The organism is Allotabrizicola aquatica (SeqCode), assembly GCF_965194375.1.
Classification (GTDB): Bacteria; Pseudomonadota; Alphaproteobacteria; order Rhodobacterales; family Rhodobacteraceae; genus Tabrizicola_A; species Tabrizicola_A aquatica.
In genome coordinates this window covers 370,450-382,461 of the sequence record NZ_CBDAEL010000002.1, presented here as the reverse complement: position 1 = coordinate 382,461, position 12,012 = coordinate 370,450, and the positions used below count along the sequence as shown (strand labels likewise).

Annotated in this window: 12 protein-coding genes and 1 riboswitch; all 12 genes read right to left on the bottom strand. The window is 63.0% G+C overall.

The features are described 5' to 3' along the window. Window position 1: 1 nt before the first annotated feature. The 12 genes from AC72UB_RS04540 to AC72UB_RS04485 all read right to left on the bottom strand — a co-directional run bounded on the left by AC72UB_RS04540 (window position 2) and on the right by AC72UB_RS04485 (window position 11,937). Window positions 2-358 carry a lipopolysaccharide assembly protein LapA domain-containing protein gene (locus AC72UB_RS04540; RefSeq protein ID WP_463289034.1) on the bottom strand — a complete coding sequence of 119 codons (357 nt, stop codon included), beginning with the start codon at window positions 356-358 and terminating at the stop codon, window positions 2-4. Between the two features lie 60 nt (window positions 359-418). Beyond that, window positions 419-700 (bottom strand): integration host factor subunit beta, encoded by a 282-nt coding sequence (gene ihfB, locus AC72UB_RS04535; RefSeq protein WP_463289035.1) that lies wholly within the window; start codon window positions 698-700, stop codon window positions 419-421. 197 nt (window positions 701-897) lie between these two features. Then, window positions 898-2,580, bottom strand: a complete 1,683-nt coding sequence (gene rpsA, locus AC72UB_RS04530; RefSeq protein ID WP_463289036.1) for a 30S ribosomal protein S1 — start codon at window positions 2,578-2,580, stop codon at window positions 898-900. Window positions 2,581-2,797: 217 nt separating this feature from the next. Next, a complete protein-coding gene (locus tag AC72UB_RS04525; RefSeq protein WP_505188710.1) occupies window positions 2,798-3,430 on the bottom strand; it encodes an NAD(P)H-dependent oxidoreductase in 633 nt (210 codons plus the stop codon). A 181-nt stretch (window positions 3,431-3,611) separates the two neighbouring features. After that, a complete protein-coding gene (locus AC72UB_RS04520) occupies window positions 3,612-4,193 on the bottom strand; it encodes a (d)CMP kinase (protein ID WP_505188709.1) in 582 nt (193 codons plus the stop codon). Between the two features lie 36 nt (window positions 4,194-4,229). Next, complete coding sequence (gene aroA, locus AC72UB_RS04515) at window positions 4,230-5,576, bottom strand: 3-phosphoshikimate 1-carboxyvinyltransferase (RefSeq protein WP_505188708.1); 1,347 nt, start codon at window positions 5,574-5,576, stop codon at window positions 4,230-4,232. Between the two features lie 174 nt (window positions 5,577-5,750). Then, window positions 5,751-6,446, bottom strand: a complete 696-nt coding sequence (gene trmB, locus AC72UB_RS04510) for a tRNA (guanine(46)-N(7))-methyltransferase TrmB (protein WP_505188707.1) — start codon at window positions 6,444-6,446, stop codon at window positions 5,751-5,753. A gap of 134 nt (window positions 6,447-6,580) precedes the next feature. Then, window positions 6,581-7,747, bottom strand: a complete 1,167-nt coding sequence (gene metK / locus AC72UB_RS04505; RefSeq protein WP_505188706.1) for a methionine adenosyltransferase — start codon at window positions 7,745-7,747, stop codon at window positions 6,581-6,583. Between the two features lie 5 nt (window positions 7,748-7,752). Further along, window positions 7,753-7,802: riboswitch (SAM-SAH riboswitch) on the bottom strand. Between the two features lie 41 nt (window positions 7,803-7,843). Further along, window positions 7,844-9,331, bottom strand: coding sequence for an apolipoprotein N-acyltransferase (gene lnt, locus AC72UB_RS04500; RefSeq protein WP_505188705.1), 1,488 nt, complete (start codon window positions 9,329-9,331; stop codon window positions 7,844-7,846). 35 nt (window positions 9,332-9,366) lie between these two features. Further along, on the bottom strand, window positions 9,367-10,293 hold the full coding sequence (locus AC72UB_RS04495) for a transporter associated domain-containing protein (protein WP_505188704.1): 927 nt from the start codon (window positions 10,291-10,293) through the stop codon (window positions 9,367-9,369). A gap of 39 nt (window positions 10,294-10,332) precedes the next feature. Beyond that, window positions 10,333-10,839 carry an rRNA maturation RNase YbeY gene (gene ybeY / locus AC72UB_RS04490; protein ID WP_505188703.1) on the bottom strand — a complete coding sequence of 169 codons (507 nt, stop codon included), beginning with the start codon at window positions 10,837-10,839 and terminating at the stop codon, window positions 10,333-10,335. A gap of 81 nt (window positions 10,840-10,920) precedes the next feature. Continuing rightward, on the bottom strand, window positions 10,921-11,937 hold the full coding sequence (locus AC72UB_RS04485; protein ID WP_463289045.1) for a PhoH family protein: 1,017 nt from the start codon (window positions 11,935-11,937) through the stop codon (window positions 10,921-10,923). Window positions 11,938-12,012: the final 75 nt, after the last annotated feature.

Sequence of the window (12,012 nt, the reverse complement as noted above, 5' to 3'; positions counted from 1 at the left end):
CTTAGGCTTTCGGCTTGTCCAAAATGGCAAGGATATCGTCTTTCGGAACCGATTGACTGTCCTTCATCACCGCAAGTTCGCGCTCCAACCGGGCAACTTCGCGGGTTTTGCGGCTGGCGGTCGATCGGTGCTTCATCTCGCGGAACCATTCCCAGACAAAGCCGATCAACAGCCCGGCGATGATGCCGCCAAAGATGACCATGAAGAGCGGCAGCTCAATCTGCCACGCAAAGCCGGTGAAGGCGGCCAGATCTTCGGGCAGGGCTTTCAGCGTGACCGGCGCGCGATTGGCCAGCGCCACGGTCAACAGCACGAGCCCAAGGGCCGCCAGAAACAAATAGCGCAGGCTGCGGATCATGGCCTCTCCCTCAATGCGTGCCCCAGTATCGGGCGCGCAGGCGGCCATGGCAAGGGTGGCTTATTTGTCGTTCAGCCGGTCGCGCAGCAGTTTGCCGGTCTTGAAGAAGGGCACCTTCTTGTCATCGACCTTCACCGCCTCACCGGTGCGCGGGTTGCGCCCAACCCGGGCGTTGCGCGCCTTGACCGAAAACGCGCCAAAGCCGCGCAGTTCGACACGATCGCCCTTGGCCAGCGCCTCAATAATCTCTTCGAACACCGTGTTGACGATCCGCTCAACATGGCGCTGCGTCAAATGCGGGTTTTCGTCTGCAATCTTCTGGATCAGTTCCGAGCGGATCATCCGTCTTATCCCCCTACGTGGTCGGTTGAGCCCTGTTTTCGGGATCTTGCAGCCGCCACCCGTTGTTTTCAAAGGGACTATAGGCAAAATTCTGATCTTCGCACAAACGTTTTTCAAAGCGGTGGCGATGGAATGGCAAAGAGGCCCCGCCTTTCAGCGGGGCCTCTTGCGATTGTTTCCAATCTGACGGGGTCAGATCACTTGTTGCCGCCCTTGAGGGCCGCGCCAAGGATGTCGCCCAGCGAGGCGCCCGAATCGGACGAGCCGTACTGTTCGACAGCTTCTTTCTCTTCGGCGATCTCGCGGGCCTTGATCGACAGACCCAGCTTGCGGGTTTTGGGGTCGATGTTGGTGACGCGCACGTCGATCTTGTCGCCGACGTTGAAACGCTCGGGGCGCTGGTCGCCACGGTCGCGCGACAGGTCCGAACGGCGGATGAACGACTTGGCGCCGTTATACTCCACCTCAACGCCGCCGTCTTCGATGGCGGTGACAACAACGGTGATGATCGCACCGCGCTTCACGCCGTCAACAGCGTCCGAGAAGTTGTCTTCGCCAAGGGCTTTGACCGACAGCGAGATACGCTCTTTCTCGACATCCACTTCGGTGACAGCGGCTTGCACCACGTCGCCTTTGCGGTAGTTCTGAATGGCTTCCTCGCCGCGCTGGTCCCACGACAGGTCGGACAGGTGAACCATGCCGTCGATGTCGTTTTCCAGACCCACGAACAGACCGAATTCGGTGATGTTCTTGACTTCACCTTCGATGGCCGAGCCAACGGGGTGGTTTTCAGCGAACACTTCCCACGGATTGCGCTGGGTCTGCTTCAGGCCAAGCGACACGCGACGCTTGGCGCTGTCGATTTCCAGAACCATGACTTCGACTTCCTGAGAGGTCGACACGATCTTACCGGGGTGCACGTTCTTCTTGGTCCACGACATTTCCGAGACGTGAACCAGACCTTCGACACCGGCTTCCAGCTCCACGAAGGCGCCGTAATCGGTGATGTTGGTGACGCGGCCCTTGTGCACGGTGCCCAGAGCATACAGCTTTTCAACAGCATCCCACGGATCGGACTGAAGCTGCTTCATGCCCAGCGAAATGCGGTGGGTGTCTTTGTTGATCTTGATGACCTGAACCTTGATGGTCTCGCCGATCGTCAGGATCTCCGACGGGTGGTTGACGCGACGCCAAGCCATGTCGGTGACGTGCAAGAGGCCGTCCACGCCGCCCAGATCAACGAACGCACCGTATTCGGTGATGTTCTTGACCACGCCGTCGACGATCTGACCTTCGGTCAGGTTGCCGATGACTTCGGCGCGCTGTTCGGCGCGCGATTCTTCCAAGATGGCGCGGCGCGACACAACGATGTTGCCACGGCGACGGTCCATTTTCAGGATCTGGAAGGGCTGCTTCATGCCCATCAACGGGCCAGCATCACGCACAGGGCGCACGTCAACCTGCGAGCCGGGCAAGAAGGCCACAGCGCCGCCAAGATCAACGGTAAAGCCGCCTTTGACGCGGCCAAAGATGGCGCCGTCAACACGGGTTTCCGAAGCGTAAGCTTTCTCCAGACGATCCCAGGCTTCTTCGCGGCGAGCTTTCTCGCGGCTGATCTGGGCTTCACCGCGGGCATTTTCCACGCGGTCAAGGTAAACCTCAACTTCGTCGCCCACGTTGATGTTCGGGGCTTCGCCGGGGTTTGCGAATTCTTTCAGATCGATGCGGCCTTCCATCTTGTAGCCGACGTCGATGATGGCCTGCCCCGCTTCGATAGCGATGACGCGGCCTTTGACAACCGTGCCCTCTTCGGGGGTGTCAATTTCAAAGCTTTCTTTCAGAAGGGCTTCGAATTCGTCCATAGTGTTTTTAGCGCACATGTAGTTCAGTTCCTTTTCTCGTGTTTTCACTGGCCTTGCGGTTGGCTCCGCCGGTCTTGATGCTCAAATACCAAAAGGGCCACGGCAGTGCCGGACCCTTCTCGATGCGCGTCTTTAGGCGCAGCAGCCCTTCTTGGCAAGGGAAAACCCGCCATTTCATAGGCCAAAACGCAAACGGCCCCCGTCTCCGGGGGCCGCTGCGCAAAACCGTTCAGAATCAGGCGATTTCGGTGACGAGATCGGCCATCGACTTGCGCACTTTGGCCGCACCGTTCAGCCAGTCGCCTTCCGCCGCGCGATAGCCCAAGGGCATCAGCGTGACCGAGCGCAGACCCTTGGCGCGCAGGCCCAGAATCTCGTCAACCTGTGCCGGATCAAAGCCTTCCATCGGGGTGGCGTCCACCTCTTCAAAAGCGGCAGCGGTCAGCGCCACGCCAAAGGCGATATAGGCCTGACGGGCGGCATGTTCATAGTTCACCTCTGCCGCGCGAGGCAGATACTGGGCCTTCAACCCGTCGTAATAGGCGTTCAGCATCTCAATCGGCGTGCCGCGCTGCTTGTGGGTCTCTTGCACCACGGCATCAATGCGCTCGGCGGTGTAGTTGTCCCATGCAGCGAAGACCAGAACATGGCTGCCGTCGACAACCTGCTTTTGGCCATAGGCGGCGGCCGAGAGCTTGGCCTTCACGTCGGGGTTGGTGACCACGATGATTTCAAAGGGCTGCAAGCCCGAAGAGGTGGGCGCCAGATTGGCGGCCTCGAGAATGGCATTCACCTTGGCCTGCGGCACGGCTTTCGCCGGATCCATTGCCTTGGTTGCATAGCGCCAGGTCAGTTTTTCTTTCAGCATGATATTCGCCTTGTCCTTCGGGGTCTGTCACCGGGCGCAGCAGGATGATCGCGCCGCTGCCCGGGTTCTGGGTTGCTATGTGGGGCACTGCGCGGCCGGGGCAATCCCTGACCGCTGTGCGCCAATGCAAAGGGTCTGTGCATGGCGGGCTTTTGCGGGCAGGGACAATCGCTCGGGCGCGTTAGAGACGCGTCGCAACAAGGGCGATAGCGCGCGCCACGGCCTCGTCGATGGTCATGGTGCTGGTGTCGATCTCCACGGCATCCTCGGCCGGGCGCAGGGGCGCATCCGCCCGGCCCATGTCGCGCGCATCGCGGTCTTTCACCTGCGCCAACATTGCAGCCTCATCACCGCCCAGCTCCAACCAACGCCGATGGGCGCGGATCTCGGGGCTGGCGGTGACGTACAGCTTTACCTCGGCCTCGGGGCAGATGACCGTGCCGATGTCGCGGCCATCCAGCACAGCACCTCCCGCGCGCCGGGCAAAGCGGCGCTGAAACTCCAAAAGGGCGGCGCGCACCTGCGGTATCACAGCCACGCGGCTGGCGGCTTGCCCCGCCTCTAGCGTCCGCAGATCCTCGCGCGTCAGATCTTCGGGCGTGAGGGTTTGCGCTGCCACGACTGGATCACCGCCCTTCATGCCCACCGCCCGGTAAAGCGCACCAGTATCCAGATGCGCAAACCCAAACCGCGCCGCCACCGCGCGGCTGATCGTGCCTTTCCCGGCGGCAGCGGGGCCGTCGATGGCCACGGTGAAGATCATCCTGCCCTCCTCGTCGCGCCGCGCGCGCTCGTCGGTTCACCCACGCCGAATAGAGGCGCCAAGCCCGTTCATGAGCGATTCAAAAATCGGGAACGACGTGACAATCGGGCTCGCATCATCCACCGCAACCGGCTTTTTTGCCGCCATCCCGGCCACAAGGAACGACATCGCAATACGGTGGTCCAGATGCGTCGCACAGGTCGCCCCGCCCGGCATGCCACCCGCGCCCATGCCATGGACGATCAGCGTGTCCTCATCCTCTTCGATGGTCACGCCATTGGCCTCCAGCCCGCGCGCCATGGCGTCAATGCGGTCCGACTCCTTGACACGCAATTCCTTGACCCCGCGCATCACGGTTTTGCCCGTGGCAAAGGCCGCCACGACCGACAGGATCGGGTATTCGTCAATCATCGACGGCGCGCGTTCCGGCGGCACTTCGATGCCCTTCATATTGCCGCTGAAGCGCACGCGCAGATCGGCCACCGGCTCACCCCCTTCTTCGCGGGGGTTCTGGAATTCAATCTCGGCCCCCATCTCGACCAAGGTGAGGTAGAGGCCGTTGCGGGTCAGGTTCTGGCTGACGCCGGGGACGAAAATATCCGACCCTTCGACAATCAGCGCGGCACAAACCGGGAAAGCGGCCGAGGACGGATCGCGCGGCACGGCCACGGTCTGGGGGCGCAATTCGGGCTGGCCGGTGAGGGTGATGATATTGCCCTCTTTCGAAGACTCGACCGTCAGCGTCGCGCCAAAGCCCAAAAGCATGCGCTCGGAATGGTCGCGCGTCGGCTCCTTTTCGATCACCACGGTCTGGCCGGGGGCGTTGAGACCGGCCAACAGAACCGCAGATTTCACCTGCGCCGAGGCGACCGGCAGGGCATAGCGCACGGGCACAGGATTGGCCGCGCCGACGATGGTCATCGGCAAACGGCCACCCTTGCGACCGTAAGCCTGCGCGCCAAAGAGGCTTAGCGGGTCGGTCACCCGCCCCATCGGCCGCTTGCGCAAGGACGCGTCTCCGGTGAAAGTCGCGGTCATCGCGCTGGTGGCCATGCAACCCATGATCAGCCGCACCCCGGTGCCGGAATTGCCGCAATCGATCACATCAGCCGGTTCTTGAAACCCGCCGACGCCGACCCCGTTGACCGACCACGCACCCTCGCCATGGCGGGTGACCGTGGCACCAAAGGCCCGCATGGCCTTGGCGGTGTCCAGCACGTCTTGGCCTTCCAAAAGCCCGGTGATCTTGGTCTCGCCGACCGCCATCGCGCCAAAGATCAGCGACCGATGCGAGATCGACTTGTCGCCAGGCACCGAAGCCATGCCTTTCAGCGGCCCGCTTTTCGCGGATGTCATCGGTTGCGCGTCACCATGGCCGGACATCTTGTCTCTCCTTCACTCCCGTTGCCCGCCTGATAGCGCAAGCGGCGCGCGGGGTCCATTGCTTCGCCACCTGCACCTGGCATCCTCGGGGGAACGCTCCGCGGGGAGTATTTGGGCCAAGATGAAAAGGCTTTCACTTTGGCGAAAATACTCCCGCCGGAGGCTCCTGCCGCTTCAGCCTGCGCGGCGGCGGAAGGTGAGGTAATGCGGCGCCCGACCTTCGCGCAGCGCTTTTTGTTCATAGCGGGTGGAGAGCCAATCCTCCCAAGCGTCGCCGGGGCCGGCCTCTTGCACCAGATCAAAGCCCGCGGGCGGTACCTCTTCCAAGGTCTGGCGGACATAGTCAGGAATGTCCGTTGCCACGCGCAGTTCGGTTCCCGGCTGCATGGCGCGGGCGAGGGGGTGTAGGTATTCGGGCGTCACAAAGCGGCGGCGGTGGTGGCGGGCTTTGGGCCAAGGGTCGGGGTAGTTCAGAAAGACCTTGGATAGGCAGGCTGCGGGCAGCACATCGAAGAGATCGCGCACATCGCCGGGATGCAGGCACAGGTTCTGCACCTCAGCCTGTCGGATTTTGCCCAAAAGCATAGCGATGCCGTTCACAAAGGGCTCGCAGCCGATGATCTCAACTTGCGGGTAGCTTGCGGCCATGTGCACCAGATGCTCGCCGCCGCCAAAGCCGATTTCCAGCCAAAGCGGTTTGCCGTGAAAGCGCTCAAGGTCGAGGGCGGCGCGCGCGGGGTTCTCCTCCAGCGTCACGCCGGGCAGCGACAGCCGGTCAAGATCTTCATCCAGATAGGTTTTCTGGCTTTGGCGCAGGGTCTTGCCATGGACACGGCCATAGAAGTTGCGGCGTTCGGCTGGATTGTACATGGCAAGAGGCCCCGGAGATGATCCGGGGCCTCTTGACGGAAGCTGCCGCGCAGGTCAAGCGCGGCGCTGTGCTGCGTCCGTGGCAACGCGGGCGAAGGGGGCTCGATGCCCCTTTCGTCCGCCCCACCTGACGGTCAAACCGCTTTCTTCAAAGCCTCGATCAAGTCGGTCTTTTCCCATGAAAAGCCACCATCCGCCTCGGGCGCGCGGCCAAAATGGCCGTAAGCTGCGGTGCGGGCGTAGATCGGGCGGCGCAGTTGCAGATGTTCGCGAATGCCGCGCGGTGTCAGGTCCATGCACTGCATGACCGCGCGTTCAATCGCCTCGGCCTCGACCTGACCGGTGCCATGGGTGTCGACATAGATCGACAAGGGCTTGGCCACGCCAATCGCATAAGACACCTGCAGCGTGCAGCGGTCGGCCAACCCGGCAGCCACCACGTTTTTCGCCAGATAGCGCGCGGCATAAGCCGCCGAGCGGTCAACCTTGGTGGGATCTTTGCCCGAAAACGCGCCGCCGCCGTGGGGGGCGGCCCCGCCATAGGTGTCGACAATGATCTTGCGCCCCGTCAGGCCCGCATCGCCATCAGGGCCCCCGATCACGAAAGTGCCGGTCGGATTGACCCACCATTCGGTTTTCTCGGTGATCCAACCCGAGGGCAGGATTTCGCGGATATAGGGTTCGACAATCGCGCGGATCGCGTCGGAATCCTGCGCCTCGTCCAAATGCTGATGCGACAGCACGATCGAGGTCACCTCAACCGGCACACCATCCTCATAGCGCAGCGAGAGTTGCGACTTGGCGTCCGGGCCCAAGGTTGGTTCCTTGCCGGATTTCCGCGCCTCGGCCAGACGGCGCAGGATGGCGTGGGAATACTGGATCGGCGCGGGCATCAGTTCCGGCGTTTCGCGGCAGGCATAGCCGAACATGATGCCCTGATCGCCCGCGCCGTCACGGTCGACGCCTTGGGCGATATGGGCCGATTGGCTGTGCAGGTAATTCTGCACCTTCAGCGTGTTCCAGTGAAATTCATTCTGCTCATAGCCGATGTCCTTGACGCAGGCGCGGACGATGTCCTCCACCCGGTCTTTCATCGCCTTCAGCGCCTTCTTGTCCGACAGCCCAACCTCGCCGCCGACAACAACGCGGCCGGTGGTGGCAAAGGTTTCGCAGGCGACGCGGGCATGGGCTTCTTCGGTCAGGAAGGCATCAAGAACCGCGTCCGACACCCGGTCGCAAAGCTTATCTGGATGGCCCTCGGACACCGATTCCGAGGTGAAGACGTAATTCTTTCTGCTCATGGAAGTGCTCCGTTATGAGAAAACCTGCCACGCCAGGAAGCCGTTGTGACAGTCTGTGTGCATCGCTTGGCCGATGGCACTGAAAAGGTCAAGTTTTCATCGCGGCGCGCGTCGTAACAACGCAAGGGCGAGTCCGGCCAGCAACACCAGAACTGGCCAAGTGCCAAAGCGGGAAAACCATGTCGGCCCAAGGGCGGCGGGCAGGGTGGTGTCGAGATGGCCTTGGGTGCCAAAGGGCAGGGCGGCCACTTCGCGGCCCAACGCATCATAGACCGCCGTGACCCCGGTATTGGCGACGCGGATCAGCGGCAGACCCTGTTCGATGGCGCGCATCCGGGCCTGATCGGCGTGCTGGAAGGGGCCCGAGCGCGTGCCGAACCACGCATCATTGGTGATTTGCAACAGCCAGTCGGGGCGCTCGGGGGCGGCGTTCACGTCTTGGGGGAAGACCGCCTCATAGCAGATCAGCGGCAGGGCGCGGCCCATCACTGGGCCAAAGTCGAGCAGTTTCGGCCCTGTCCCCGCCGTATAGCCCGCCCCGTGCTGGGCGGCAAAGGCGCTGAGGCCGAACCAGTCATAGGCCAGATCGCCCAAGGGCATGTATTCGCCAAAGGGCACAAGGTGGTGCTTGTCATAGGTCTGGCTCACCGTGCCATCTGGCTCGATCACCGCAAGGCTGTTCCAATAGCGACCGTCCTCGGCGCGTTGCACACCCAAGGCCACGGTCGCGCCTTGGGCCGCCTCGGCGATCATCGGGGCGAGTTCGGGGTGGTACTCGAAAAGATAGGGCAGGGCGGTTTCGGGCCAGATCACCAGATCGGGCGGAGCGGTCCCGTCGGGGGCGGCAGCGGTGGCGTCAAGAAGGCGATCAAGGAACCGGCGGGCCAGTTCGGGGTCCCATTTCAGAGCCTGTTCGGCATTGGGCTGCACCAGCCGAACCGTGGCCCCCGGCCCGTCGGGCAGGGGCTGCGATAGGGTCCATGCGCCATGGGTCCAAGCCGCGGCCAGCGCGGCCGCGGCGGCCAAGGCTGGGCGCCAGTCAAGCCGCGACAGGGCAGCGGCGGCCAGCAGCAAGCCAAGGGTCAGTCCGGTCGGGCCGACATAGGCCCCAAGCTGCGCGATGGGGCTGGAAATCCAGACATGGCCGGGCATGCCCCAAGGAAAGCCCGTCAGGATATGGCCGCGCAGGAATTCAACGAAGGTGAGCGTCAGGGCAAAGCCGTAAGTGGGGCTGCGAAAGGGCAGGGTGCGGGCCAGACGGGCGGCCACGGCCCAAAACGCCCCAAGCCCCAGCGCCATGAAGATCAGCGCAAACGGGGCCATCCAGCCGTAGGTTTCCGGCTCGATCAGGAAGGGCTCGACGATCCAAGAGAGAACGACCGCGCCATAGCCCGCCCCACCCAGAAGGCCCAACCACCCAGCGGGGGCTTTGGGCTCTGCCACCAAACGGATCAGCGCCGCCAACCCCAAAAGGGTCAGCGGCCAAAGGTACAGCGGGGCATGGCCAAGGCCAGCCAGTGCGCCCGCGCCAAAAGCAAGGGCGGCGCGCCGCGCGCCGGGCCATGTGGCGGCCCATTGGACCAACCGGGAGGAAAGCCACCCTGTCGGGCCCCGGCGCGTCACGCTTCGGCGGGCTCGGCCGGTTTGGCGCTGCCTGCGCCGGGCAGGCGCACGCGCAACCGCTTGATCCGGCGCGGATCGGCGTCGATCACCTCGAACTCGGCCCCGCTTTCATGCGGCACCACCTCGCCCCGCGCCGGAACCCGGCCGATGCGTACAAAGACCAATCCGCCCAGTGTGTCGATCTCGGCATCATCCTCATCGGCGCGCAGGGTTAAGCCGATGGCGGCCTCGAACTCATCCAAAGGCACGACCGATTGCGCGACAAAGACGCCCGGCTTTTCTTCTTTCCACAGGGTGTTTTCGTCCTCGTCATGCTCGTCCTCGATCTCGCCAATGACGGTTTCGATCAAGTCCTCGATGGTGACCAGCCCATCCACCCCGCCATATTCGTCGATCACCAAGGCCATATGCACCCGGTCGCGCTGCATCTTTTGCAAGAGCGTGGCGGCGGGCATCGACGGCGGAGCAAAGAGCACGGGGCGCAAAAGCTTTTTCAGGCTGAACCGACCGGCGGCACCAAAGCCATGCTGCAAAGCAAGGTCTTTCAGCAGCACCAAACCCTGCGGATGGTCCAGCGTGCCCTTATAGACCGGCAGGCGCGAAAAGCCGCTTTGGCGAAAGGCCTCAACCAGATCCTCCTTGCCGATGTCCAGCGGCACGGCGGCAATCTCAACCTTTGGGATCGCGACATCGTCCACCCGCAGCTTGCGCAGATTGGCCAGACCCAGTTGGCCACTGCCCGGAGGCAGCGCAACTTGGCCTGCACCGGTTTCCGGCGGGCCATCTCCTTTTGGGTCTGAGGGGGTTAGGGCATCGAGGATACGCCCGAAAAATCCACGTGGGGCTTGGTCTGCCTCATCACTGGTGTTGTCGTCATGCAGCGCGCCACGCGCTGCGGGAGACCCATCGCTACTACTGCCCATCGATCCTTTATCCCAAACACCCGCGCTTGGTGCCGGGCCCTACAAGTATGGGTCAGAAAGGCCCAGCCTTGCAAGGGCACGGACCTCGATTCCTTCCATGAGCGTCGCATCGGCCTCACGAATGTGGTCATAGCCCAGCAAATGCAGGAGCGCGTGAATGACCAGATGCGTCACGTGATCGGCGGCAGGCTTCGCGGCTGCGGCGGCCTCGGCCATGCAGGTGTCATAAGAAATGGCAATGTCGCCAAGATGTTCGGGGTCATCGGCAGGGCCGGGGTCGGGCCGATCAGGCTGGCCGCCCTCGTCGTCGCTGCCGCGCTCCTCGGAGGGCCAGCTCAACACGTTGGTCGCCTTGGCCTTGCCGCGAAAATCGCCGTTCAGCGCGGCAATCCGCACATCATCACAGGCCATGAGACAGAGCGTAAAGCCCGTGGCGGGCAGATCAAGCTCCTCCAGCGCCGCGCGCAGCGCGCGATCGGCCAGCGGCTCCAGCCCGAAGGCGTCCCAGCGGTCGTCCTCCAGCACGATATCGACAAGCGGTTCCATGGCAGGCTGCCTAGCTCGGAAGCCGCCGCCCCTCAAGGCCCGAAGATTGGGCATGGGGGCGGCAAGCCATTGGCAAGGCGATCAGCTTTGCGCCTCGTGACGCTCATAAGCCTCGATCACGCGGGCCACGAGCGGGTGGCGCACCACATCGCCCGAGGTGAAGTAGTTGAAGCTCACGCCCTTCACCCCTTTCAGGATGCGTTCGGCATCGGCCAACCCGCTGGCGACCCCGCGCGGCAGGTCCACCTGCGTGCGGTCGCCCGTAATCACCATGCGGCTGCCCTCGCCCAAACGGGTTAGGAACATCTTCATCTGCATGGTGGTGGCGTTCTGCGCCTCATCCAGCACCACAAAGGCATTCGACAGCGTCCGGCCCCGCATAAAGGCCAAGGGCGCGATTTCGATGCGCTTTTCTTCCATGAGCTTCTGCACCTGTTTTGAGGGCAGGAAATCATTCAAAGCGTCATAAAGCGGCTGCATGTAGGGATCGATCTTTTCCTTCATGTCGCCGGGCAGAAAGCCCAAACGCTCGCCCGCCTCAACCGCCGGGCGCGACAGGATGATCTTTTCCACAGCGCCCGAGATCAGCATCGTCACCCCAACCGCCACAGCGAGATAGGTCTTGCCGGTGCCGGCCGGGCCGATGCCAAAGCCCAGCTCATGCTGGAACAGATTTGCGACATAGGCCTTTTGCGCCTCGGTCCGGGGTTCGATCGGTTTCTTGCGGGTGCGCAACTCCATCGCGCCGCCGGAAAACATCTCGATCTGCTCGCTGTCTGGGCGCAGGCTGTCGGGCATCGGGCGACCCATCCGAATGGCGCCGTCAATATCACCCGCCGACACAGCGCGACCGGTCTCCAGCCGGGCATAAAGCCCGCGCAACACGGCTGCCGCCTGTTCACGCGCCCCCGCATCTCCGATCACCGACAACCTGTTCCCGCGCCTGAGAACATGCACACCCATCTGGTGTTCGATCTGCGCCAGATTGCGGTCAAACTCACCGCAGAGGCCGATCAGCAGGCGATTGTCAGGAAATTCAAGGACAGTTTCGACAACATCCTCGGGGCGGGACGGGGGGGTCAGCGCGCTGATGCCCAATGGGGTCTCCTTGTGAGCGTTCGGGTCAAAAGAGGGACACATCTTGATCGTCGTCCTGTTTGGGGCCCGGGGCAA